At 33.9% G+C, this 22,919-nt stretch carries 21 protein-coding genes; 11 read left to right on the forward strand and 10 right to left on the reverse strand.

Features of this window, described 5'->3' with window-relative positions; genetic code table 11:
• Positions 1 to 269 precede the first annotated feature (269 nt).
• The 5 genes from IWX84_RS01720 to IWX84_RS01740 all read left to right on the forward strand — a co-directional run bounded on the left by IWX84_RS01720 (position 270) and on the right by IWX84_RS01740 (position 5,358).
• Positions 270 to 989, forward strand: a complete 720-nt coding sequence (locus tag IWX84_RS01720; protein WP_196849032.1) for a toxin-antitoxin system YwqK family antitoxin — start codon at positions 270 to 272, stop codon at positions 987 to 989.
• Positions 990 to 1,061: 72 nt separating this feature from the next.
• Positions 1,062 to 2,249: a tRNA 2-thiouridine(34) synthase MnmA gene (mnmA, locus tag IWX84_RS01725; protein ID WP_196849033.1), complete on the forward strand. Its 1,188-nt coding sequence runs from the start codon at positions 1,062 to 1,064 to the stop codon at positions 2,247 to 2,249.
• 111 nt (positions 2,250 to 2,360) lie between these two features.
• Entirely contained in the window at positions 2,361 to 3,977 is a 1,617-nt protein-coding gene (locus tag IWX84_RS01730; protein ID WP_196849034.1) for a S8 family peptidase, read from the forward strand.
• A gap of 15 nt (positions 3,978 to 3,992) precedes the next feature.
• A complete protein-coding gene (locus tag IWX84_RS01735; RefSeq protein ID WP_196849035.1) occupies positions 3,993 to 4,955 on the forward strand; it encodes an NAD(P)H-dependent flavin oxidoreductase in 963 nt (320 codons plus the stop codon).
• Entirely contained in the window at positions 4,948 to 5,358 is a 411-nt protein-coding gene (locus IWX84_RS01740) for a hypothetical protein (protein ID WP_196849036.1), read from the forward strand. Before IWX84_RS01735 ends, IWX84_RS01740 begins: the two co-directional genes overlap by 8 nt.
• Before the next feature lie 79 nt (positions 5,359 to 5,437).
• On the opposite strand, the gene IWX84_RS01745 is transcribed toward IWX84_RS01740, so the two are convergent.
• The gene (locus IWX84_RS01745) at positions 5,438 to 5,872 is read right to left on the reverse strand and encodes a DUF4268 domain-containing protein (RefSeq protein WP_196849037.1); all 435 of its coding nucleotides are present in this window, start codon (positions 5,870 to 5,872) and stop codon (positions 5,438 to 5,440) included.
• A 90-nt stretch (positions 5,873 to 5,962) separates the two neighbouring features.
• On the opposite strand from IWX84_RS01745, the gene IWX84_RS01750 reads away from it, so the two are divergent.
• A complete protein-coding gene (locus IWX84_RS01750; RefSeq protein ID WP_196849038.1) occupies positions 5,963 to 6,607 on the forward strand; it encodes an NUDIX hydrolase in 645 nt (214 codons plus the stop codon).
• Positions 6,608 to 6,698: 91 nt separating this feature from the next.
• Positions 6,699 to 7,508, forward strand: a complete 810-nt coding sequence (locus IWX84_RS01755) for a lysophospholipid acyltransferase family protein (RefSeq protein WP_196849039.1) — start codon at positions 6,699 to 6,701, stop codon at positions 7,506 to 7,508.
• A gap of 57 nt (positions 7,509 to 7,565) precedes the next feature.
• Here the strand turns inward: IWX84_RS01755 and IWX84_RS01760 are convergent, their stop codons facing one another.
• Both IWX84_RS01760 and IWX84_RS01765 read right to left on the reverse strand, forming a co-directional pair.
• Positions 7,566 to 8,198, reverse strand: coding sequence for a hypothetical protein (locus IWX84_RS01760; RefSeq protein WP_196849040.1), 633 nt, complete (start codon positions 8,196 to 8,198; stop codon positions 7,566 to 7,568).
• A complete protein-coding gene (locus IWX84_RS01765; protein WP_196849041.1) occupies positions 8,195 to 8,698 on the reverse strand; it encodes an RNA polymerase sigma factor in 504 nt (167 codons plus the stop codon). Before IWX84_RS01765 ends, IWX84_RS01760 begins: the two co-directional genes overlap by 4 nt.
• 326 nt (positions 8,699 to 9,024) lie before the next feature.
• On the opposite strand from IWX84_RS01765, the gene IWX84_RS01770 reads away from it, so the two are divergent.
• The gene (locus IWX84_RS01770; protein WP_196849042.1) at positions 9,025 to 10,329 is read left to right on the forward strand and encodes an NAD(P)/FAD-dependent oxidoreductase; all 1,305 of its coding nucleotides are present in this window, start codon (positions 9,025 to 9,027) and stop codon (positions 10,327 to 10,329) included.
• Between the two features lie 239 nt (positions 10,330 to 10,568).
• Positions 10,569 to 11,789, forward strand: a complete 1,221-nt coding sequence (locus tag IWX84_RS01775) for a 3-oxoacyl-[acyl-carrier-protein] synthase III C-terminal domain-containing protein (protein ID WP_196849043.1) — start codon at positions 10,569 to 10,571, stop codon at positions 11,787 to 11,789.
• Positions 11,790 to 11,895: 106 nt separating this feature from the next.
• Here the strand turns inward: IWX84_RS01775 and IWX84_RS01780 are convergent, their stop codons facing one another.
• Entirely contained in the window at positions 11,896 to 12,957 is a 1,062-nt protein-coding gene (locus tag IWX84_RS01780) for a DUF3810 domain-containing protein (protein ID WP_196849044.1), read from the reverse strand.
• Between the two features lie 110 nt (positions 12,958 to 13,067).
• Here IWX84_RS01780 and IWX84_RS01785 point away from each other — a divergent pair, with 110 nt between their 5' ends.
• A complete protein-coding gene (locus tag IWX84_RS01785) occupies positions 13,068 to 14,528 on the forward strand; it encodes an aminoacyl-histidine dipeptidase (RefSeq protein WP_196849045.1) in 1,461 nt (486 codons plus the stop codon).
• Between the two features lie 271 nt (positions 14,529 to 14,799).
• Here IWX84_RS01785 and IWX84_RS01790 read toward each other — a convergent pair whose 3' ends face one another.
• The 3 genes from IWX84_RS01790 to IWX84_RS01800 form a co-directional block, all read right to left on the reverse strand.
• On the reverse strand, positions 14,800 to 15,138 hold the full coding sequence (locus IWX84_RS01790; RefSeq protein ID WP_196849046.1) for a DHCW motif cupin fold protein: 339 nt from the start codon (positions 15,136 to 15,138) through the stop codon (positions 14,800 to 14,802).
• A gap of 132 nt (positions 15,139 to 15,270) precedes the next feature.
• A complete protein-coding gene (locus tag IWX84_RS01795; RefSeq protein WP_196849047.1) occupies positions 15,271 to 16,038 on the reverse strand; it encodes a carboxypeptidase-like regulatory domain-containing protein in 768 nt (255 codons plus the stop codon).
• Positions 16,039 to 16,125: 87 nt separating this feature from the next.
• Positions 16,126 to 18,066, reverse strand: a complete 1,941-nt coding sequence (locus IWX84_RS01800; protein ID WP_196849048.1) for a DEAD/DEAH box helicase — start codon at positions 18,064 to 18,066, stop codon at positions 16,126 to 16,128.
• A gap of 236 nt (positions 18,067 to 18,302) precedes the next feature.
• On the opposite strand from IWX84_RS01800, the gene IWX84_RS01805 reads away from it, so the two are divergent.
• Complete coding sequence (locus IWX84_RS01805) at positions 18,303 to 19,319, forward strand: IS1595 family transposase (RefSeq protein ID WP_196849049.1); 1,017 nt, start codon at positions 18,303 to 18,305, stop codon at positions 19,317 to 19,319.
• Between the two features lie 23 nt (positions 19,320 to 19,342).
• Here the strand turns inward: IWX84_RS01805 and IWX84_RS01810 are convergent, their stop codons facing one another.
• The 3 genes from IWX84_RS01810 to IWX84_RS01820 form a co-directional block, all read right to left on the reverse strand.
• Positions 19,343 to 19,921, reverse strand: coding sequence for a non-canonical purine NTP diphosphatase (locus IWX84_RS01810; protein WP_196849050.1), 579 nt, complete (start codon positions 19,919 to 19,921; stop codon positions 19,343 to 19,345).
• 881 nt (positions 19,922 to 20,802) lie between these two features.
• Positions 20,803 to 21,003, reverse strand: a complete 201-nt coding sequence (locus tag IWX84_RS01815) for a hypothetical protein (protein WP_196849051.1) — start codon at positions 21,001 to 21,003, stop codon at positions 20,803 to 20,805.
• A 331-nt stretch (positions 21,004 to 21,334) separates the two neighbouring features.
• Positions 21,335 to 22,843 (reverse strand): FMN-binding glutamate synthase family protein, encoded by a 1,509-nt coding sequence (locus tag IWX84_RS01820; protein WP_196849052.1) that lies wholly within the window; start codon positions 22,841 to 22,843, stop codon positions 21,335 to 21,337.
• Positions 22,844 to 22,919 lie beyond the last annotated feature (76 nt).

Genomic DNA, 22,919 nt, shown 5'->3' on the forward strand with positions numbered 1-22,919 from the left:
TTATGCGTTTTTATTTGTTAATGCTAGTTTTTTGTATTTTTTATTTTGTTCCAATTAAAAATATATGGTTAAACATTATTTAATATTTATTCACCTGCTGTCTTGCGTCTGCTATATTGGAAATTATTTTTTTTATAGATTTTATAATTATCTGAAAAACGGGATGATATTTTTTTATTAGAAATGTACGTGGTATCCGCTTTTTTTAAATGGTATATAATAAAAAGGACTTAAATTTGTTTTTAAATGTGAATATTAGAACACTAAAAATGAAAAATAAAAAAGGCTACGTTTTATATCTGTTTATAACTATGATGTTATCAAGTTATATTGGTAACGCTCAAACAGATTTCAATAAATTGGATGAAAAAGGGAAAAAGCACGGGGTATGGAAAGGGTTTTATGAGGAATCAAAGCGACCAAGATATGAAGGAAGCTTTATTCATGGAAAAGAATCCGGTGTGTTTAATTTTTATGATGACACTAAAGCAAAATCCATAATTGCCACTCGAGAATTCAACGCAAAGGATAATTCTGCGTACACAATTTTTTATGACCAAAATAAAAATAAAGTGAGCGAAGGAAAGGTGGTGAATAAATTATTTGAAGGTCCTTGGAAATATTATCATCTAGCTTCAAAAAACATCATGTCAACAGAAAATTATAAACTAGGAAAACTTGAAGGTTTGAGAAGTGTTTATTACCCGAGCGGAAAAATAGCGGAACAAATTAATTATAAAAACAACTTGAAAGAAGGCGTTTATAAAAAATTTACCGAAAACGGAATTGTACTTGAAGAATCTATTTTTAAAAATAACGAGTATAATGGGATTGCTGTTTTTAAAGATGTGGATGGTAATACGGTTTCCAAAGGATTGTTCTCAAACGGTAAGAAATCAGGTATTTGGCAGTTTTTTGAAAAAGGGAAGCCAGTTAAAAATGTGAACATGAGTGTTCCTGAAAATGCTACAAAATCCAAAAACAATTAACGAGAGACTTAACAAATACTGTTGTAAATCTTTTGTAACTTTGCACCCGTATAAAATTATAATTTTTTGAAGATGAAGCGTGTTGTTGTAGGACTTTCTGGAGGTGTAGATTCAAGTGTTGCTGCCTATTTATTGCAACAACAGGGATATGAGGTTATAGGCCTTTTTATGAAAAATTGGCATGATGATTCTGTTACTATTTCCAATGAATGCCCATGGCTGGAAGATAGTAATGACGCACTTTTGGTAGCCGAAAAATTGGGGATTCCTTTTCAAACGGTTGATTTAAGCGAAGAATACAAAGAGAAAATCGTTGATTACATGTTCAACGAATATGAAAAAGGACGCACTCCAAACCCAGATGTTCTTTGTAACCGAGAAATAAAATTTGACGTTTTTATGAAAATTGCAATGAGTCTTGGCGCTGATTATGTAGCAACAGGTCATTATTGCAGGAAAGGTGAAATTGATGTCAATGGAGAACCTGTTTATCAATTATTAGCCGGTGCGGATAATAACAAAGATCAATCTTATTTTCTTTGTCAATTATCACAAGAACAATTGGCAAAATCTTTGTTTCCAATTGGTGAATTAACAAAGCCGGAAGTTCGCGAAATTGCGGCTCAAATGGATTTGGTTACAGCCGAAAAGAAAGATTCGCAAGGATTGTGTTTCATAGGAAAAGTTCGTTTACCCGAATTTTTGCAACAAAAATTGCAACCTAAAGACGGGTTGATTATTCAAATCGATAAAAACAACCCAGTTTACACTTTAGATGAAGTAGAAGGTTTGTCTCTTGAAGATGGATTAGTGTTGGAAGCAAAAAAAATAGATTACACTCCAGAAATGGGAAAAGTAGTTGGGAAACATCAAGGGGCTCATTATTTTACAACGGGTCAGCGAAAAGGATTGAATGTAGGAGGGACAACGGATCCTTTATTTATAATTTCAACAAATGTCTTAACCAATACTATTTATACGGGATTAAGCAGTCAGCATCCTGGATTGTTTAAAAAAGCATTGTTTGTCGAAAAATCTGAAGTACACTGGATTCGTACTGATTTGGCATTAGCCAATGGAGAAACTATGGATGTGATGGCAAGAATCCGTTATAGACAACCTTTACAAAAAGCCACCTTACATCAGTTTGAAAATGGAATGTATGTTGCTTTTGAGGAACCACAATCCGCTATAACTGAAGGGCAATTTGTTGCTTGGTATTTAGCTGATGAATTAGTTGGTTCGGGAGTTATTTCTTAGTTTAGTATTTTATTTGTAACAAGCATACAAATAGTGTCGTTATCTTAAATGAAATAAAATCACAAATTCGATTATTCACTGTTTTTTTTATGAAGCCATAACAGATTAACTATGAAAAAACTCTATATATTTCTTTTGATATTTACCACAGCGACTGTTTTTTCTCAAGAACAAGATGCTTGGGTTTACTTTAATTCAAAACCGAATTCTCAAATTTATTTTGACTCGCCTTTGCAAATGCTTTCACAGCGAGCTTTGGATAGAAGGACCAATCAAAATATTGCTTTAGATTCTAAAGATATTCCTGTTGAGAAATCTTATATTAACCAAGTAAAATCCGTTGTGGGAGTTTCTGTTTTAGCCAAATCAAAATGGCTGAACGCGATTCATGTTCGAGGCACACAAGCATTGATAAATTCGCTAAAAACATTTTCCTTCGTCAATAAAATAGATTTTGCTGATAAATCGCTGAATGTTGCTGGTAAAATTGCAAAGGCGGTAAGAATTAGAAAGACAAGCAAGAGTACAAAAACTAAAATTGATTATGCTTATGGAACCTCGGCAAATCAAATTCAGATGCTCAACGGACAAAAATTGCACCAACAGAATTACACGGGTTCAGGTAAAATAATAGCAGTTTTAGATGCCGGTTTTCCAGGAGTAAATACAGCTCAGCCTTTTCAAAGATTAAGAGATAACAACCAAATTTTGGGAGGTTATAATTTTGTGTTGAGAAATCCTGATTTTTATGGAGGCGATTCCCATGGAACATCAGTGCTTTCCACTATGGGCGGTTATAAAGATAATTCATTAGTTGGCACGGCGCCTGATGCTTCCTACTATTTATTTATCACCGAAGATGATACTTCTGAAAATCCAATTGAGGAATCGCTTTGGGTTGAAGCTGCAGAGAAATCAGATAGTTTAGGAGTGGATATCATAAATACTTCGTTGGGCTATTTTGATTACGATAACAAAGCGTACAGTCATACTTATAGTGAAATGAATGGTACAACAACTTTCATGTCTCGTGGGGCCGAAATTGCGTTTAGTCGGGGGATGATTATAGTGACGGCAGCTGGTAACTCAGGAAACTCATTAGATCCACATATTGCAGTGCCGGCCGATGCGGTTTCCGTAATTGCGGTTGGAGCAGTAAATTCAGCAAAATCAGTAGCGTCATTTAGCTCAATTGGTCCTTCATTTGATAATAGAATAAAACCGGATGTTATGGCACAAGGACAATCTGATATTGTGTCTGATCAATTTGGAAATATAGTGACCGCAAACGGGACTTCATTTTCTAGTCCAATTATGTCAGGAATGGTTGCTTGTTTATGGCAGGCATTTCCACTCAAAACAAATAAAGAAATCAGAGAATTAATAATTAAATCAGCAGATAGATTCGCAACGCCAAACAATCAATATGGTTTTGGTATTCCGGATTTTAGTTTGGCTTTGACCAATGCACTGTCCTTAAATACTTTTTCAAAAAATGATTTTATAGTGTATCCAAATCCAGTAAATGATTCGATATCTGTTTTTTTGCCAGAAGGCTATGACAAAGGATCAATTTTTATTTACACTATTTTAGGTCAAAAAATATTAGAAAACAATATTACAAGTCAAACATCGAATATTTCGTTGAAATTTCTTGACAACGGAATATACGTTTACAAATTAGAATCGGGTATTTTTTCTAAAACCGGAAAAATCATAAAGCAATAATCTACAATAAAGCAGATGAATAGAATTACAGAGCTCTTCAATATTCAATATCCTATTATTCAAGCTGGAATGATTTGGAATAGTGGTTATAAATTAGCGAGTGCAGTAAGTAATGCGGGTGGTTTAGGAATAATAGGTGCGGGTTCTATGTATCCCGAAGTTTTACGAGAACATATTCAAAAATGCAAAAAAGCAACGCAAAAACCTTTTGGTGTTAATGTTCCAATGTTATATCCAAATGTTGAAGAAATAATGAAAATTATAGTCGATGAAGGAGTGAAAATAGTTTTTACATCGGCTGGAAATCCAAAAACTTGGACTTCCTATTTAAAAGAAAATGGTATAATAGTTGTTCATGTGGTCAGTAGTTCGGTATTTGCTTTAAAAGCAGAAGCAGCTGGAGTTGATGCTATTGTTGCCGAAGGATTTGAAGCGGGAGGACACAACGGAAGGGACGAAACTACTACTTTTACCTTGATTCCCATGGTAAAAGAACATATCAAAATTCCGCTGATTGCTGCCGGAGGTATTGCTACTGGTCGCGGAATGCTTGCGGCAATGGTTTTAGGTGCCGACGGCGTTCAGGTAGGGAGTAGATTTGCAGCTTCGCTGGAATCGTCAGCACACGAAAATTTCAAGAAGACTATCATCGATGTCAAAGAAGGGGATACGCAGTTGACCTTGAAAGAATTGGCTCCTGTCCGATTGATAAAAAATAAGTTTTACCAGGACCTTGAAGATTTGTATGAGACATGTCCAACAAAAGAAGAGTTAACGGAATTATTAGGCAGAGCAAGAGCTAAACGTGGGATGTTTGAAGGCGATTTAATCGAAGGGGAGTTGGAGATTGGTCAAGTTGCGGGATTAATTCACGAAATTAAGCCTGCGGCAGAAATCCTTTTAGAAATGATAACTGACTTTCAAAACGCCAGAAAAGAGGTTACTAAATTTGATTTTAATTTTTTACACAATGACTAAAACAAAAATATATATTATTTTGCTTTTTTTAGGTTTAGGCTTGCAGCAGTCGTATGGTCAAAATTATAAATTTAAAACATCAGGTTTTAGTGTTTTGCAAAAAAACGAAAAAGGCAAGTGGGGAAAATGGTCTGATTTAGATTTGGTCAATATTTTGGTATCATTGGACACTAATAAAAACAGAATTGTAATCTATTCTCAAATCATTCAATTGTTTGAAATTATAGATTATCAACCAACAGAAGAAAATGATACAGATATAGTTTATTCGTTTACTTGCAAAGATAATAATGGAGAGGACTGCACGCTGTCTATTATCACGAGAAAGAAGCAAGATAATAGAAAGCAGCTATATGTGAATTATGATAATAGAATTATAGTTTATAATATTTTCAATATGTAATTATGTGAAAAAAGTCACTAAGAATGACTTTTTTTAATGACAATTCGAAAGAAAATAATTAGTTTTTAAGTTGTGACTGCTAATCAATATCCTTAATAAATTCATCATATTCTAAATAGAATAACTCTAAAGCATTCATTTTCTCGTTGTAAAAATCAAAGATTTCATCCCAGTATTTTCGATTGCTAACACCTACTCCTAATTTTTCAACCCAAATTCGGCTAATAGTTTTGCCGTTTTCAAGAGTATATTCTTTTTCAAATACTAAATCTTTGACAAATTCTTCTTCAAGGATGTTTTTCAGTGCTGTTATTTTATCAAAATAAGCAATACGTTTTTCATCATTGCGATGCTCAATATCAATTAATACTTGTGCTTTTTTATTGTCCACATAAAATTTAAAGGAGAAATCTTTGATTTTTGTATCATAAAGCACCCATTTTCTAGGATATTTATCGGCGAATGTGACCCAGAATTCTCGCTTTAATTTTTGAGTTTCTTCTTTACTATACATTTTATTGGCTTTTAATTTAGAAAATTTGCATTGCGTTAATTTCTAAACTATATTTATATATGTTTTAAAGTGCAAAAATAGACTTTGATTATGGATTTTCAAGAGTTTTTAGAATATGTTCCTAAATTAATGACAGCAGAACTTCCTGCTCAGGTTTCGCATATCAAAATGGCACCGTTAGAAAGAATCGAAAGTTTGAAAAATTTTGATATTGAAAGCAAAAAACCAAAAATTGCTGCCGTTATGATGCTGCTTTATCCCAAAAACGGAAAAACGCATTTGGTCCTTATTGTCCGAAATTCCTATAAAGGTGTACATTCTGCCCAGATTGCATTTCCCGGAGGTAAATATGAGTCTAAAGATGAAATTTTTGAGAATACAGCTTTGAGGGAAACGCATGAGGAAGTGGGAGTTCATCCAGATAATATGGAAATTATTAAGACATTTACACCCATGTATATCCCACCAAGTGATTTTATGGTCCATCCTTTTTTAGGGATTTGCAAACAAGAAATTATTTTTGTACCAGATCCTACTGAAGTCGCAAATATAATTGAACTTCCTTTGATGGTTTTTTTGAGTGACGCAATTCTCACTGATGCGAAAATGACTACTTCGTATGCTAACGAAATTAGTGTTCCTGCTTTTAAAATTGAAGAACACATTGTTTGGGGAGCTACAGCAATGATGTTAAGTGAGTTGAAAGATGTTGTGAAAGGTGTTTTAGAAAGCTGAAAATGATCTTATTTTACGAATGAAATTGATAATGAACTACAAATATAAATTTCGTAGATTCGCCAAATAAATATAAAAAATACATATTTTTATGGGATTATTTAAGAGAAATCCTTTTGGTCACATACTATTTATTAAGAAATGGTTAATCCGAATTTTTGGAGTAATTACGCATAGACGTTATAGAGGTTTCAATGAATTACAAATTGAAGGTTCTGAAATAATTAGAAATTTACCAGATACGAATGTTCTTTTTGTATCCAATCACCAAACCTATTTTGCCGATGTTGTGGCAATGTTTCACGTTTTCAATGCCAGTTTGAATGGGCGCGATGATACTATCAAAAATGTGTGCTATATGTGGCAACCAAAATTGAATATCTATTATGTTGCTGCCAAAGAGACTATGCAAGCAGGTTTATTGCCCCGAATCATGGCTTATGCAGGAGCAATTTCTGTGGAGAGAACTTGGCGAGCGAAAGGCGAGGACGTAACAGAAAAGAAGAATATCAACCCAGATGATACTCAAAAAATTGGAATAGCGTTAAAGGACGGATGGGTCATCACTTTTCCGCAAGGAACCACTAAGTCATTCAAGCCTGTTCGTAAAGGAACAGCTCACATCATTATGCAACAAAGACCTATAGTTGTCCCCATCGTTATTGACGGCTTTCGTCGTTCTTTCGACAAAAAAGGATTACGCATGAAAAAGAAAGGAATTCTTCAGTCCTTTATTATCAAGGAACCATTGGATATTGATTATGATAATGATACCATTGATGAAATTGTCGAAAAAGTAGAATATGCCATCGAGCAACATCCATCATTTCTAAAAGTAATTCCTGCAGAAATAATAAAAGAAGCGGAAGAACTAAATAAAACCCGTCGTTGGGAATATTAATTTAGAGAAAAGTCATAAGAGGAAAAATCAACAATAGTTCAATTAATTACTTTCCACTTAAAGATCTATCTTCTTTAATTCTTTATAATTTGCATACAATCTTCTAAGTAGAATGCCATACAGCAATCTGTAAAAAAGCCAAAATATACCAAAAAACACAGCAATAGTGAATAATAAAACTCCCGCTGTAATGAGCATTATTTGCCCGTCATTTGCTATTTTGTCTCTCAGAACACTCATTTCAGGATTAAAAACAAAAGCAATTGTAAATGCGATAATACAATATACTATAATCATCCCCAGATTGTACCACACATAATATTGAACAGTTTTCCTAGTTTTTAGGATGTCCTGCATTAATTGTTTTGTAGAAACAGTAGTACTAATATTGATATAGTTTTTATAAAATACACGAATAAAAACCAGTACAACTCCATAATTAAAATAGTTCAAGACATCAATAAATGTTATTATTTCAGGCTGTTTAATTTGCTTTAAATATCCGTCGGAGTCAAAACAAAAATTCAAACACGTCCACAATAAAACCTCCAAAACACTAATAATTAAGATCCACTTCACTATCGAAGACGATTTTTTATGGATCATTTTGTAAATCTCAATTTCCGAGACTTGTTCAAAAGAATCCGTGTTCTTTTGCCAGTCTTTTTTCAATAAATCCAGCTCTTTCATATTCCTAATGGATTTAATATTTTTTTTAATTTCCCTTTAATTCTATTCATCTTCACCCTCGCATTCACTTCACTAATCCCTAATGTTTCGGCTATTTCCTGATAATCTTTATCCTCAAGATACATAAAAACCAGTGCTTTTTCAATATCATTCAGCTGATAAACAGCTTTGTACATCAGCTTTATTTGTTCCTCTTCTTCATAATTATACTCGACATCATTCAAGAAATGCTGCCGTCCTTCGAACTCAATAGTGGCTACTGAGCGCTTACTTTTTCTATATAATGTGATTGCCGTGTTCAACGCCACACGATAGGCCCAAGTAGAAAATTTGCTGTCTCCTCTAAATTTCGGAAAAGCTTTCCACAATTGAATCGTGATTTCCTGAAACAAATCCTTATGTGCATCATCGCCATTAGTATACAACCTACAAATCTTGTGGATTATATTCTGATTTTCCTGCAACTGCTTAACAAAAGACTGTTCTAGATTGTCACTCATATATACGTTAGTAATCCAAAAGCGGATTTTGTTACAAATTAAACAATAAAATAGCAATTTTCAAATTTGTCATTGCGAGGTACAAATCAATCAGGAGCAGAAACCCATCAATCCATAATTAATACTCGTCCCGCTGTACATTACAATCTTTATTTTTTGAAAAAATCAGAAAAATAAAGGATTTCCATTTCCATCGGGGCTAATTTACATGTTTAGTTTTCTTAAAACCTTTTCCAAAAAAACAAAAATTTCGATACTATTTGATGAAATGCAACATTAAAAAACATTGTATCTTTGAGAATCAACAAATCAGAACTTTTTTAAACATGAACGTTCCACAATCGAAAAAACCCAGAATAGTTATTATAGGTGGAGGTTTTGCAGGCATTGCTTTGGCCAAACAATTAAAAAATAAAAATGTACAAGTTGTACTTTTAGATAAACACAACTACCATACATTTCAACCTTTATTATATCAAGTTGCCACCGGAGGACTCGAAGCAGGTTCAATAGCATACCCAATCCGCAAAGTCATTCAGGAATACGACGATTTCTATTTCCGACTCACTTCCGTAGAAGAAATAGACACTAAAAACCAAAAAGTCATTGCCGAAATAGGCGAATTAAGTTATGATTATCTGATCATTGCCACAGGATCCAAGACCAATTATTTTGGTAACAAAGAAATAGAACGCAACAGTATGGGAATGAAAACCATACCGCAATCGCTTAATATAAGAAGTTTAATTCTCGAAAATTTTGAACAAGCCGTTCTTACCACTGATTTGGCCGAACGTAACAGTCTTATTAATTTTGTGCTTGTAGGTGGTGGGCCAACAGGAGTAGAGCTTGCCGGTGCTTTGGCCGAAATGAAAAAAGCCATCCTTCAAAAAGATTACCCCGATTTGGATATTGATAAAATGGAAATCAATCTTATTCAAAGCGGGGATAGAATCCTAAACACAATGAGTGAAAAATCCTCACTAGCTGCAGAAAAATTTCTAGATAGCTTGGGAGTGAAAATCTGGAAAAATGTTCGGGTAACTAATTATGATGGGCGAACAATCATCACCAATTCTGATTTGACATTTGAAACCGCAACCGTGATTTGGACTGCAGGTGTACAAGGAGCAATAGTTGCCGGACTAGATGCTAAATCTTTGGTGCAAAGAGTAGAACGCATTCGAGTAAATGAATACAGCCAAGTGATAGGATACGACAACATTTTTGCCGTAGGCGACATCGCTTCCATGGAAACCGAAAACTATCCTGAAGGACATCCCATGATGGCTCAGCCCGCCATGCAGCAAGGGAAATTACTGGGCGAAAACATCATAAAATTAATTAGAAAACAACCAATGGAAGCCTTTGAATACAATGACAAAGGTTCAATGGCCACAATAGGAAGAAACAAAGCTGTAGTCGATTTGCCAAAATACCATTTCAGCGGCGTTTTTGCGTGGTTCGTATGGATGTTTGTTCATTTATTCTCTTTAATCGGTTTTAAAAATAAAATGGTAGTTTTCTTGAACTGGGTATACAATTACATTCGTTTTGACCGTGAAGGACGTTTAATCATCCGACCTTTCAAAAAGAAAAGTTTTACTACGTTTACGAGTGATGAAGTATAGAAAATTGGCTTTATTAGTGATGTAATTACATTCTTACATAGCTGATAATCAGCTTCTAAACGAGTGTGATACCATTCTTACAATATGCTGATTTACAATATTTTAACAAAACTATAAGTTTTTTAAATACTTGATAATAAGGTAGTTGTGTTTTTTATGATTTTTATTTTTATTTGGCTTGTTTTTTTAAATCGTGTTATGCCTTAAGTTTGTGGAATTCACACAAAGTTTCAAAATTAATGAAAAGCATTATTATTTCTAATTTCAAGCCTATTTTGGTAGGGAAATTAATCGATCAACAAAAACTTAACCAATATACAAAGTTTTTATACCATCATTTTCAAACTAAACCAAGTTTAGTTGCTTCAGGAGAAAATGAAATTTTTGAAGAATCAAATAGTTTTGAGGTTATCTCAGACCAGGTTGATAAATATTCGGTACCTTCTGAAAATATTAATAATAGACAAATTTTAATTTTTGAAGAGGTAGAACATTTTATTGAAAATGAAATGGATGAAACTTTACCTTCTGAATATCAATTTCCGGCTAGTTTAGTATCTGGGAGAGGCGATTTGTTTGGACCTAAAATTGGAATCCGCATGCAATGGTTTAAAGAAAAAATGGGATATGTTTTTGATGAATTTTATTCAACAACAAACTCTGCTCCTGAAAACCTGGTTCATGTTACATGCTCCGGTTATTCTTCTCCAAGTGTTGCACAAGAAGCCGTAATCAATAGAAGTTGGGAAACAACTCAGGTTACTCATTCCTACCAAATGGGATGTTACGGGGCGTTTCCTGCTATACGTACTGCCAGTCACTTGATAAGCGGAAGTAGAAATCATGGAAGAGTAGATGTAGTTCATACAGAGTTATTATCGGCACATTTAAATTTAACCGAATTTTCTGTGGCAAACACGATGATCTGCTCTCTTTTTGCAGATGGTTTTATTGGATATTCTTTGTATGAAGAAGATACTTTCATGAATGATGATTCAATTGAAGATAAAAAAGGGCTTAGAATTTTAGCTTCACATGAGGTTATTATTCCGGATTCATTAGATGATATGTCTTGGGAAATAGGAGAATACAATTTTTTAATGACGCTTTCTAAAAGGGTTCCCGTTTTTATTCGTAAAAACATCAAATCCTTTTTGACAACACTTTGCAGTAAAGTGGATTTAGATCTTGAAGAGGAGAAATCCAAAATGCATTTTGCAATCCATCCCGGAGGGCCAAAAATTATTGATTATGTAGTGGATGCAGTTGGAATTTCAAAAGATCAGGCACGTTGGTCGTATGAAATATTGCGCCAACAGGGAAACATGTCTTCTGCTACTGTTCCACATATCTTTAATGAAATTGTTAATGATTCAAGCATCGCGTCAGGAACTAAAATTGTAGCGATGGCTTTTGGGCCAGGTCTTACGGCCACCGGATTATTGCTTGAAAAAATATAATTTTTCTAAATAACACTTTGAAATAGTAAATTAATCTTCTCAGATAGCCGAGCAGTTTAAAAAGTATTAATGAGTTATGAGTTTTGAAAATGGAAACATTTGAAACTCATAACTCATTTTTTTTGTAATAATTCACCATCAAATTCACATATTTGTTATAACTCTCCAATCCATCTTTTTGTTGATTCATTTTCAGGAAATTATCATAAAAAACATGAAAACCAGTTTCGATTGGCGTTTGGTATTCTTTCCAAAAATCCTCGCTTTCCTTGTAGTTTTTTAAAATTCCCGGATGAATAGTTGTTAATAGTTGCTTTTGAATTTTTTTATTGCGAGCCTGCCAATTCCCTAAACAATAGCGTAAAGCCAAACTATAACCAGAATATTGAACGTATAAATTATCATTTTTTACCGAAGCCAGAAACCCAATAAAGTTGCATTCACTTTCACTTGCATATCCCATTTGGTGCGCCATTTCATGATTGGCGGTCATTGGGAAAGTGTACATTGGACCCAAATAATTTACCTGTGCTTCATTGGTAAACGGATTCAAATAACCGCTAAAACCCATATACGTTAAAGGCAGACTAAACAATGATTTTTTAGTGCTCAAATGGGAATAATTAAAATAATCATATAAGACTGCCAGATTTTTATAACCATTCAAATTCATTTCGAATACCTGATCTTGAGAATAGGGGAAGACAACTTTCAAACTGTCATTTTTAGTAAGCTGACTTTGAATCGTATTGGTTTTTATGATTAATTTTTTGGTAAAATTCAATAAATCAGCATCCGAATACTCTTTTTTGATTTCCATTTTTTCAAAAAGCGGTTCTCTATAATAATTAAAAGCCCAAAGCAAATGAAAGAAAAAATAAAATACCGATACAAAACTTAATAAGCTTAGGGTGTTATTTTTCCATTCTGACTTCCAGTTTTTTCTTTTGTTCCAAAACCAGAGCAACATAGATGAAATCAAAATGAAATAGATAAAATCACCCAGAGAAAAGGGGATGTTTCCAAAAGCAATTCGTGAAGATTTACTAATTATTGGATACAATCCATTGCTGTAAAATTGTTCCACATTTTCAGGATAATAGGGAATAATTTGAAGAACAATTATTTGTATCAAAAGAAAGATTGGAAGAATGTATTTGCGTTTCACGGTATGTATTTTCGAATTGTAAAGATAATTACAATATCAATTAGTACTGAAAAAGAATTTAAACTTTGTAACTTTGAACTTGATAAAATTTAAACTTCAAATTAAAATAAATGAGCCAAGAAATAAGAAATTTAGAACCCAAAGCACTTTGGAATAAGTTTGCTGATTTAAATGCTGTACCACGTCCTTCTAAAAAAGAGGAACGTGTGATTGAGTTTATGAAAAACTTCGGAAACAGTCTGGGATTGGAAACTTTTGAAGACGAAATCCGTAACGTAATTATACGCAAACCGGCTACTCCGGGAATGGAAAATCGTAAAGCGATTGTTCTTCAAGGACATTTGGATATGGTACATCAAAAAAATGCCGATACCGTTTTTGATTTTGACACACAGGGAATTGACATGTATGTCGATGGAGACTGGGTTCGTGCTAGAGGAACTACGCTAGGTGCAGATAACGGTCTTGGAGTAGCCACGATTATGGCAATTCTGGAAAGCAAAGATATTCCGCATCCAGCAATTGAAGCTTTGTTTACCATTGATGAAGAAACTGGAATGACAGGAGCTTTGAATTTAAAAGGAGGGATTTTACAAGGACAAATTCTTTTGAATTTAGATACTGAAGAGGACGATGAAATCGACATTGGTTGTGCAGGAGGAATTGATGTAACGGCTACAAGAAGTTATCACGAAGAAGAAGTTCCAGAAGGTTCTGTGGGGCATCTTATTACCGTAAAAGGATTAAAAGGCGGGCATTCAGGAATGGATATTCATAAAGGTTTGGGTAATGCCAATAAAATCATGAATCGTTTGTTATTTGACGCATTCGAAAACTTCGGTTTGCAAGTGTCAGAAATCAATGGAGGGAGTTTGCGTAACGCGATTCCTAGAGAAAGCTTTGCTAAAGTAATTATTTCCGAAATGTTTGATGAAGCCTATATTTTTGATATGCAGGAAATCATCAGTGATATCAAAACCGAATATAAAACGACTGAGCCTAACTTGACTATCGAAATCGTGAAGTGCGATTTACCGAAAAAAGTGATGGATTTAGGAGTTCAGGAAGGAATTATCAGAGCTATTTATGCTGCTCATAATGGAGTATATCGCATGAGCGCTGATATGGAAGACTTAGTGGAAACTTCTAATAATATTGCTCGAGTAATTATCAAAGAGGGTGAAATTTCTGTTGGTTGTCTAACTCGTTCTTCTGTGGAAACTTCCAAATTTGATTTGGCCAATTCATTGCGTTCCGCTTTTGAATTAGTGGGTTGTGAGGTAGAACTATCAGGTTCTTATCCTGGCTGGACGCCAAATGTAAAATCGGAGATTTTAGATGTTTTAGTGGGTATTTACGAAAAACAGAATGTTGAAAAGCCTAAAGTTGTGGCTTGTCACGCAGGATTAGAATGTGGAATTCTGGGAACTAATTATCCTGAAATGGATATGATTTCTTTTGGACCAACTATCCATGGAGCGCATTCTCCTGATGAAAGAGCAAGTGTTTCTTCTTCTCAGAAATTCTGGAAATTTGTATTGGAAATTTTAGCCAATATTCCAGTGAAATAGTATTCAATTTTCAGTCGCAGTTTTCAGTCCTACTTGTGATAGTAAGGGTAACTGAAAACTGAGACTGCGACTGAAAATTTTTAAAAAATTAGTCTCTTTTTGGAGTGTTTTTCTTGTCTCTTTTTTCTTCTTTCTTTTCTTTAGCTGTTTTTAAAGGCTCTTTCTTTGCAGTTTTTTTTGCGTCTTGACTTTTTGCCATGATATTTGATTTAAATTTTGTTTTTAATTTTGGTGTAAGTAAATGTATATAATATTTTGATTTATTTTAATATTATTTCAAAAAATCCCCGTCGATGATTAACAATTCAACTCCGTTAGCTGCTACAGACCGATGTGAACTTAAATCATCAGAGACAACATAAGTCATTCCTTTCGAAAGTTTCACTACTTCACCATTTCCTAATTCGCTTAAAAATTCACCTTCTAAACAATGAACGATGTGCCCTTTTTGACACCAATGATCTGCCAAATAACCTGCAGAATAAATAACTTTTCGAATTCTAAGTCCGCCTAATTGGATCGTTTGCCAAAATGCTGTTCCTGTTTCGCCTTTATGTTCCGTTCTTTCTATTTTGTTCCAGTCAATGGCTTGGAAAGGTATGTTACTCATGATGTTTTTAGATTAATTGGAGTCCTTACTGCAATTCAAATTTAAGTAATTTTTTTTATACAAAAAATCCCCAGTTGCTTTCGCAATTGAGGAATCCTATTTTTGGAATTTGGAATATGGGTTTTACTTTTTTTATTTCTTCTTCAAAATTTTATATTCTTCATAGCAACCGCTAATGGCGTCCATAATTTGTAAATCATTTGCTGTTTGTATAAATGATTCGGAGTAATTGCATCGTTGCAGAATTTCTGCTAATTCATTTTTGTCAACTCCAAGAAGTACTGATATGGTTTCTCTGTCGAATTTAGATTCTAACAGATTTCGTACCGTATCGTCCTTCTTCATTTCTTTTAGCTTTTTAAGCTCTTTTGGATTTTTACCAAAGAAATTATAAAGCATATCAGCAGGATTAAAAATAGACCCGAGTACTCTGCCAAAGGCATTTGGTGAATATTCTCCCGCTTCATAACCTTGGGTTAAACCCGAAATACTATAACGGTAATTTTCTTTCGTTGGAATTAATTTTGAATCAACTTCAAGATATCCAGTTAAATTAAAAGGTCTTATGATTACTTCTTCCAGCGCAATAGCTTTTTCAGTAAGTTGAATTTTGGTGCTTTTGTTTTTTATCCAGTCGTTTGTAACTCGGACTCTTAAAGATTGGAATCCTAGAATGGTAAAATGTAAAGTGTCGTTTGGCTGAACATCAATTTCGAAATATCCTCTCGAATCCGTCGTAGCCCCTCTTACTTTATTAATGTTAATGATATTTACATTAGACAAAGGTTGTCTCGTATTGTTGTTAATAATAATACCATTAACCTTTTGAGAGGGCTGTATATCTTGTGCGATAGCAGCTGTGGAAAGTACTAAAAAAAAGAAAACTACAAAATATTTCATAAACTCATTTAAAACTTTAAAAGTAATAAAGGCGATTGAATATTTTGTAGTTTCCTATTATAATTATAAGAAAATTAACAATGATTGTTAGTCTTTTCTTGGTCTTCTTGGTCTTGGTGAATCACCAAAGCCTTCAGAACGTCTTGGTGCTCTATCAGAACTGCCTTCTCTTGGAGCTCTATCAGAAAAACCACCCTCTCTTGGAGCTGAGCTTCTTCCACCAAATCCACCTTCTCTTGGAGCTGAACCTCTATCGCTTCTGAAACCACCACCGCCAGAACCTTCTCTTCTTGGTGCAAAACTACCTTCTCTTCTTGGAGCTGAACTTCTTTCGCCACCAGAGCGACCTCCGCCAAAACCACCACCAGAACTTCTTCCGTTATGGTCACGTCTTCCGCCACCATCATTTTTAGAAATTTCAACATTGATTCTACGTCCTTCTAATTGTACGTTGTTCAATACTTCCATTACTTTATCAGTATGTTCCGGATCAGTGTTAAAGAAAGAGAAACCTTCTTTTACATCTACTTTGAAAACGTCATCACGACCTAAGTCTAATGTTTCTTTCAAGTAATCTTTCAATGACATCCAATCAAAGTTGTCTCTAGAACCTATGTTCACGAAATATCTTGTTGCACCACCATTGTTATTTTCTCTTGGAGCACCATCTCTATCATCACGCTCACGTCTTTCAGAACCTGAAGCTTGATTAGAAAGATCTCTAGTTTTCTTGTAGTAATTGATAAAACGGTTAAATTCAACCGATACCATTTTCTTGATTAATTCTTCTTTCGATAAATCTTCAAGAACGCTGTTAATTGCAGGAAGATAGTTGTCAATTTCGTGATCAACTTCTACATCTTTTATTTTATTAGCTAAGTGTAACAATTGGATTTCGCAGATTTCAATTCCAGAAGGAATTGTTTTTTCTTCGAATTTTTGCTTGATGATTCTTTCAATAGAAGAAATCTTACGCAATTCACTTTTAGTAACAATTACGATAGAAGTTCCTAATTTACCAGCACGACCAGTACGACCTGAACGGTGATTGTAGGTTTCGATTTCGTCAGGTAATTGGTAATTTACTACGTGAGTAATATTATCAACGTCAATTCCACGTGCAGCAACATCAGTAGCTACAAGCATTTGGATTTGGCGACCTCTAAAAGATTTCATTACACCATCACGTTGCGCTTGAGATAAATCTCCGTGCAATGCAGCAGCGCTGTATCCGTCTTCCACTAATTTTTCAGCGACAGCTTGCGTATCTCTTTTGGTACGACAAAAAACTACTGAGAAAATGTCTGGATTAGCATCAGCTAAACGTTTCAAAGCTTCGTAACGGTCACGTGCATTTACAAGGTAAAATTCGTGAGAAACCGTAGCTGAACCTGAATTTTTAGCTCCAACCGTAATTTCGATTGGATCTTTCATGAATTGTTTTCCAATACGTGCTACTTCAGCAGGCATTGTTGCAGAGAATAACCATGTATTTTTGTCGTCTGGCGTAGTAGAAAGGATATTTACGATATCTTCGTAGAAACCCATGTTCAACATTTCGTCAGCTTCGTCAAGAATACAATAGTTGATTTGAGATATGTTTACCAAACCTCTATTAATCATGTCTTGCATTCTTCCTGGAGTTGCCACAATAATTTGTGCGCCTCTCTTTATGTCTCGCGCTTGTTCTGTTATGCTAGCTCCACCGTAAACTGCTACCACATTAATACCTTTTTCGTATTTAGAGTAGTTTTTAATTTCGTTGGTAATCTGCAAACAAAGTTCGCGTGTTGGAGATAAAATTAATGCTTGTGTATTTCTGTTGTTGGCATCAATTTTCTGAATAACTGGAAATCCAAATGCTGCCGTTTTCCCTGTCCCTGTCTGAGCCAACGCAACCATATCTGTGTCTTTTTCCAATAATAGGGGAATCGCTTTCTCCTGTACTTCGGTCGGATTTTCAAATCCTAGATCTAAAATCGCCTTCAGTAACGATTCACTCAATCCTAATTGTTCAAATTTATTCATATGTATTTTTAAAATAGGGTGCAAAATTACTGTTAATAATCGATATAAACTAATGCTATTTTAAGATTTAATGATTTATTACCATTTGACTGTCAGAAAGTTATAGAATTACTTTGAAATTTCGGGTTTGCAATTAAGGAAATTTAGATTAAATTTGGATTCTCAACGCAACTTTTTGTTACTAAAATTGAATGAAATGGCTTTAGTCTAAACAATATATTGACCATCTTTACTTTATGAAAGACAGTATTTTAAGCCAGATATCCGATTTAAACCAGGAAGACAAATCACGATTATACAAAGTGATAGAATGCTTTCTATATGATAATGAAGTAGATATAACTAAAGAACAGAATAAGGAAAAAGGATCTATTGCCAATAATTGTCCCCATTGTGAATCTACAAGAACAAGAAAGAATGGTCACCAACATGGTGTTCAACGTTTTGTTTGTAACGACTGTAAAAAAAATTTCCGAGTTAGCACAGGCTCTGTAACAGCACATTTAAAGAAGAAAGAGCTTTTAAAGGTTTACATCCCCAATATGTTGGCGGGTTATAGTCTTGAAAAATGTGCTAAATTGACTGGCATTAGTAAACAAACTTCTTTTGATTGGCGCCATAAAATACTTTCTGCTTTAGGTAAATTCCAAAACGATCAAATGCTCTCTGGAATATGCGAAAGTGATGATGTTTTTATAGAATTTTCAGAAAAAGGAAATCAAAACTTGGAACGTGAGCCACGAAAGAGAGGGAAAAGCGTTTTCATAAAAAAGAAAAGAGGTATAAATAATGATAAAGTGGCTGTTTTAATTAGTTGTGACAGAAAAGGGAATAAACATTTACAAGTAGCCACAAGAGGAAGAATCTCAGCCGAGGATATAAACCAGATATTGAAAGACAAATTAGAGCCTAAAACAGTTTTATGTACAGATGGCCATAGGAGTTTTCAAGCATTTGCTAAAAAAAACAAACTCGAACATCAAACAATTAAAGTTTCTGCTAAAGAATATGTGAAAAAAGGAATTTATCATGTTCAACACGTGAATCAAACTGCACAAGACTTACGAAAATGGTTAGAAACCTTTAATGGTGTTTCGACAAAATATTTACAGAATTATTTAAACTGGTATGCTTTAAAATCAATCATCGATCAGAACCAAAGTCCAGTAAAGAAAACAATAGCGATGATAGCTACTTCTTTCTCCGCTTGGTATGAATTTAAAGAAATTATCAATTTAACATATATTAATTAGACTTAAGCCAATGAAATCAAAAATTAAGTAGTCTTTGTTAAAAAGGTGATTAGTTGTTGTGTCGCTTTTCCTCTGTGGCTAATTTCATTTTTTATTTCCAATGACAATTCAGCGAAAGTTTCTTTATAACCAAAAGGTCGAAAGATAGGGTCATAACCAAAACCTTTGTTTCCTGTTTTTTCTAAAGTGATTTCGCCTTCAGCAATACCGGTGAATAATACTTGTTTGCCATTCATATTCAATGCAATCACCGTTTTAAACTGTGCATTTCTATTGTTTTTATCGGATAGGGCTTCCAGTACTTTGTTCATGTTGTCATCGGAACTGCGTTGTTCCCCTGCATATCTCGCCGAGTAAACGCCTGGTTCGCCATTTAAAATCGCGACTTCAAGTCCAGTGTCGTCGGCAAAACAATCGTAACCGTAGTTGCGGGTTACATAATTAGCTTTCAGGATGGCATTCCCTTCAATAGTATCGGCAGTTTCTGGAATTTCTTCCCTGCAGCCAATATCTTCCAAACTTAGAATTTTGATTGTTTCAGGAAGTATACTTTGAATTTCCAGAATTTTATTTTTGTTATTGGAAGCGAAGACAAGCTGCATTTTTTTTGGTTTTGAATTTGAATCTTCAAAGATACATTTTTTTAGGTATTTTGTAAGGAATGGATAGCGATTAACTTGAGTGGTATTGAAAGTGAATATGTTGTTACTACGTATAAATCAATACGTTAAATGATAGTTAAAAAATTAAATGTCAGGTAGTTGAATGTTAATTTATTGTATCTTCAGCACTTGGGTGCGGTCTTCTGTACGATAGAAGCGTATTCAGATAATAAGCGATACTGAGAAGTAAAGTTGATAATGGTAAATCAGAATCTACAATGGGAGGTCCTTTAAAAGACCTCCTTTTTTTATGCTCTTATTTTAAAATATTAATTTTCAACTGAACACTTATATGATTTTTGAAATAAACCTTTTGAGAATTTTTAATTTTGTAAGTTTTACCAAAATATAGCTCTCAGTAGCGAAAACAATTTAAAAAATAAATAATTTAAAATATTGAAAATCAATACGTTAAAATAAGGTTAAATAATTATTTATCAGTAAATTATACTAAGTATTATTCTATCTTTGAGTGTTGTTTTGATTCATCACTTGATTTAATCCCATCTGCAAAGAGAAGATTTTTCAAATAATAAACGATACCGAAAGGTAGAGTTGATAATGATAAATCAAAATCTACAATGGGAGGTCCTTCAAAAGACCTCCTTTTTTTATGCGATTATCTTAAATTATAAATTTTCAGATGTACACTTATATAGTTTTTGAAATAAACCTTTTGGGTATTTTTAATTTTGTAAATTTCACCACAATATAGAACTCAATAGCGAAAACAATTTAAAAAAATAAACAGATTAAACTTTTGAAAGTCAACAAGTTAAATTAAAGTTAAATAATTATTTATCGGTTATTTAAACTAAGTATTATTGTATCTTTGAGTGTTGTTTTGATTCATCACTTGATTTAATCCCATCTGCAAAGAGAAGATTTTTCAAATAATAAACGATACCGAAAGGTAGAGTTGATAATGGTAAATCAGAATCTACAATCGGAGGTCCTTCAAAAGACCTCCTTTTTTTATGCACATTAGTTAAAAAATAGATTTCAACTAATAATTTTCTCATGCGATTTTCATCAACTTCTGTCGTTCTAATTTTTTAAAAATTACATCGGCTACCAACATTCTAACAGATTTTAAAAACATAAAATAATTTGTAATTTAAAGAATAAAAAATCAGCGTTAATTAATAGTTAAAACGTTTAAATACAGTATAATGAAATAATTTTAATTGTATCTTTGAATGTGGTTTTGATTAATTACTTGAATGTTGATCTTCAACAGAAGATAGTGATAATTCAATAATCAGCTATACGATATACGGTATGAGTTGATAATGGTAAATCAGAACCAACAACCGGAGGACTCAATGAGTCCTCCTTTTTGTTCCTATAATTTTAATTTATGGTTGCGCTTTTTAAATTGTCGGGAAAGTACAAATCAGATAAATGTGCAAATTCATCGCCACGCATAAAAATGTTGATGTCAACATCTGCAAAACTTTTTTTACCTGCGGCAGCCAGGAGTTCATTAGCGGCATGCAAAGTGTTTTTATGAAAATAAAAAACACGCTCCGATTTATCCGTGACAACCAAGCCTTTCATCAGCATTTTGTCTTGGGTGGCAACTCCAGTTGGGCATTCGTTAGTATTACAGCGTAAAGCTTGAATACAACCCAGTGAAAGCATAAATCCACGGGCGCTATTGCACATGTCAGCTCCTAAGGCAACAGCTCTAAGAATAGAATATCCGGAAATTATTTTACCACTGCAAATCACACGTATTTTGTCACGAATCCCAAAACGAACTAACGTTTTATTCACAAAAATAAGGGCAGGTTCGAATGGCATTCCTACACCATCAGCAAATTCAAGTGGTGCGGCACCTGTTCCTCCTTCGGCACCATCAACAGTGATGAAATCCGGGAAGCAGTTTTGCGTAATCATTTCTTGACAAATGGCTTCAAATTCGCTGGTTTTTCCAATACATAATTTAAAACCTATTGGTTTTCCATTTGAAAGTTGGCGAAGGTTTGCAATAAATTCTATCAAACCTTTGGTATCCGAAAAAGCAGAATGACCCGGTGGAGAAAGGATTGTGGTATTTGGAAGAACGCCTCTAATTTTAGCGATTTGTTCTGTATTTTTTGCGGCAGGAAGTACGCCTCCGTGACCCGGTTTAGCACCTTGTGATAACTTAATTTCGATCATTTTTACTTCTGGAAGGTTTGCTTTTTCAGCAAATCGTCCTCCGTCAAAACCACCTCTGTCATCACGACAACCAAAATATCCGGTGCCTATTTGCCAGGTAATATCACCACCTTGCAGATGAAATTCCGTTAATCCTCCTTCGCCAGTATTATGATAAAATTTTCCTTGAAGCGCACCTTTATTTAATGCCACAATTGCATTTTCGCTTAACGATCCAAAACTCATTGCCGAAATATTCAATAATGAAGCTGAATACGGTTGTTTACAATCAGGTCCGCCCACTACAACCCGAGGTAATTCTTCATTGACAACTGCAGGGAAGATGGAATGCTTAATTCCTTCGTAGCTGGATCGATTGAGATTTAATTGTGTTCCAAACGGAGTTGTGGCATCAATATTTTTAGCTCTTTGATATGCAAGGGTACGTTGGTTTCTTGAAAAAGGTTTCCCGTCAGTGGAACGTTCTATAAAATACTGTTGGAGTCCGGGAGCTATCATTTCAAAAAAATATCTAAAATAACCCAGTACGGGAAAGTTCCGCAGAATGGCATGTTTCTGCTGGATACTATTGGCATAACCAATCAATAATAGTAGAAATAAAGCAATTGAAACAAACAGTCCAACTTTAAAATAGAAAAAAATAATCAAAGAAATAATAAATGCAGTAATTCCTAAAATGAAGAATTTTTGTCTCATGTTAAAGCTATTTTTTGCACTAAAATAGTAAGAATAATGAAAATCCAACTTATTTTAACACAAAATAAGAAGTAAA

It is taken from the genome of Flavobacterium sp. CG_9.10, assembly GCF_015752245.1.
Lineage (GTDB): Bacteria > Bacteroidota > Bacteroidia > Flavobacteriales > Flavobacteriaceae > Flavobacterium.

What these genes read in the sequence shown, in the direction of transcription:
- IWX84_RS01720 (WP_196849032.1), top strand. Translation starts at nt 270, where the DNA reads ATGAAAAATAAAAAAGGCTACGTTTTATATCTGTTTATAACTATGATG.
- mnmA (WP_196849033.1), top strand. Translation starts at nt 1,062, where the DNA reads ATGAAGCGTGTTGTTGTAGGACTTTCTGGAGGTGTAGATTCAAGTGTT.
- IWX84_RS01730 (WP_196849034.1), top strand. Translation starts at nt 2,361, where the DNA reads ATGAAAAAACTCTATATATTTCTTTTGATATTTACCACAGCGACTGTT.
- IWX84_RS01735 (WP_196849035.1), top strand. Translation starts at nt 3,993, where the DNA reads ATGAATAGAATTACAGAGCTCTTCAATATTCAATATCCTATTATTCAA.
- IWX84_RS01740 (WP_196849036.1), top strand. Translation starts at nt 4,948, where the DNA reads ATGACTAAAACAAAAATATATATTATTTTGCTTTTTTTAGGTTTAGGC.
- IWX84_RS01745 (WP_196849037.1), bottom strand. Translation starts at nt 5,872, where the DNA reads ATGTATAGTAAAGAAGAAACTCAAAAATTAAAGCGAGAATTCTGGGTC.
- IWX84_RS01750 (WP_196849038.1), top strand. Translation starts at nt 5,963, where the DNA reads ATGGATTTTCAAGAGTTTTTAGAATATGTTCCTAAATTAATGACAGCA.
- IWX84_RS01755 (WP_196849039.1), top strand. Translation starts at nt 6,699, where the DNA reads ATGGGATTATTTAAGAGAAATCCTTTTGGTCACATACTATTTATTAAG.
- IWX84_RS01760 (WP_196849040.1), bottom strand. Translation starts at nt 8,198, where the DNA reads ATGAAAGAGCTGGATTTATTGAAAAAAGACTGGCAAAAGAACACGGAT.
- IWX84_RS01765 (WP_196849041.1), bottom strand. Translation starts at nt 8,698, where the DNA reads ATGAGTGACAATCTAGAACAGTCTTTTGTTAAGCAGTTGCAGGAAAAT.
- IWX84_RS01770 (WP_196849042.1), top strand. Translation starts at nt 9,025, where the DNA reads ATGAACGTTCCACAATCGAAAAAACCCAGAATAGTTATTATAGGTGGA.
- IWX84_RS01775 (WP_196849043.1), top strand. Translation starts at nt 10,569, where the DNA reads ATGAAAAGCATTATTATTTCTAATTTCAAGCCTATTTTGGTAGGGAAA.
- IWX84_RS01785 (WP_196849045.1), top strand. Translation starts at nt 13,068, where the DNA reads ATGAGCCAAGAAATAAGAAATTTAGAACCCAAAGCACTTTGGAATAAG.
- IWX84_RS01790 (WP_196849046.1), bottom strand. Translation starts at nt 15,138, where the DNA reads ATGAGTAACATACCTTTCCAAGCCATTGACTGGAACAAAATAGAAAGA.
- IWX84_RS01795 (WP_196849047.1), bottom strand. Translation starts at nt 16,038, where the DNA reads ATGAAATATTTTGTAGTTTTCTTTTTTTTAGTACTTTCCACAGCTGCT.
- IWX84_RS01800 (WP_196849048.1), bottom strand. Translation starts at nt 18,066, where the DNA reads ATGAATAAATTTGAACAATTAGGATTGAGTGAATCGTTACTGAAGGCG.
- IWX84_RS01805 (WP_196849049.1), top strand. Translation starts at nt 18,303, where the DNA reads ATGAAAGACAGTATTTTAAGCCAGATATCCGATTTAAACCAGGAAGAC.
- IWX84_RS01810 (WP_196849050.1), bottom strand. Translation starts at nt 19,921, where the DNA reads ATGCAGCTTGTCTTCGCTTCCAATAACAAAAATAAAATTCTGGAAATT.
- IWX84_RS01815 (WP_196849051.1), bottom strand. Translation starts at nt 21,003, where the DNA reads ATGAGAAAATTATTAGTTGAAATCTATTTTTTAACTAATGTGCATAAA.
- IWX84_RS01820 (WP_196849052.1), bottom strand. Translation starts at nt 22,843, where the DNA reads ATGAGACAAAAATTCTTCATTTTAGGAATTACTGCATTTATTATTTCT.